This is a genomic window from Pseudoalteromonas sp. 19-MNA-CIBAN-0066 (genome assembly GCF_040308705.1).
Lineage (GTDB): Bacteria > Pseudomonadota > Gammaproteobacteria > Enterobacterales > Alteromonadaceae > Pseudoalteromonas > Pseudoalteromonas nigrifaciens.
This window is the reverse complement of sequence record NZ_JBEONZ010000146.1, coordinates 1-293: the sequence shown is the minus strand read 5'-3', so window position 1 is coordinate 293 and position 293 is coordinate 1. Positions and strand designations below refer to the sequence as shown.

The following is a 293-nucleotide window of genomic DNA, read 5'->3' as shown; positions in this document are numbered from 1 at the left end:
GGCTCATAACCCGAAGGTCGTCGGTTCAAATCCGGCTCCCGCAACCAATTTCCTTTAGGGGATTGAGGTTACTGTAAGTGTTAGTTAAGGAAAAGCTTGTCGGTCTCAGCTCTTCATTAGCCAGCAAAGGTAGTCGTTATAAATTCGGCTCCCGCAACCAATTTTTAATTGGAAGCCAAGTTGTAATGTAAGCAACTTTAAATAAGTATGCAATTTCAGGCGCGGGATGGAGCAGTCTGGTAGCTCGTCGGGCTCATAACCCGAAGGTCGTCGGTTCAAATCCGGCTCCCGCA

The 293-nt window shown here is 47.8% G+C and carries 1 tRNA gene; it reads left to right on the top strand.

From position 1 onward, the window contains the following. Nucleotides 1–220 precede the first annotated feature (220 nt). Nucleotides 221–293, top strand: a tRNA-Met gene (locus AAEZ18_RS18570).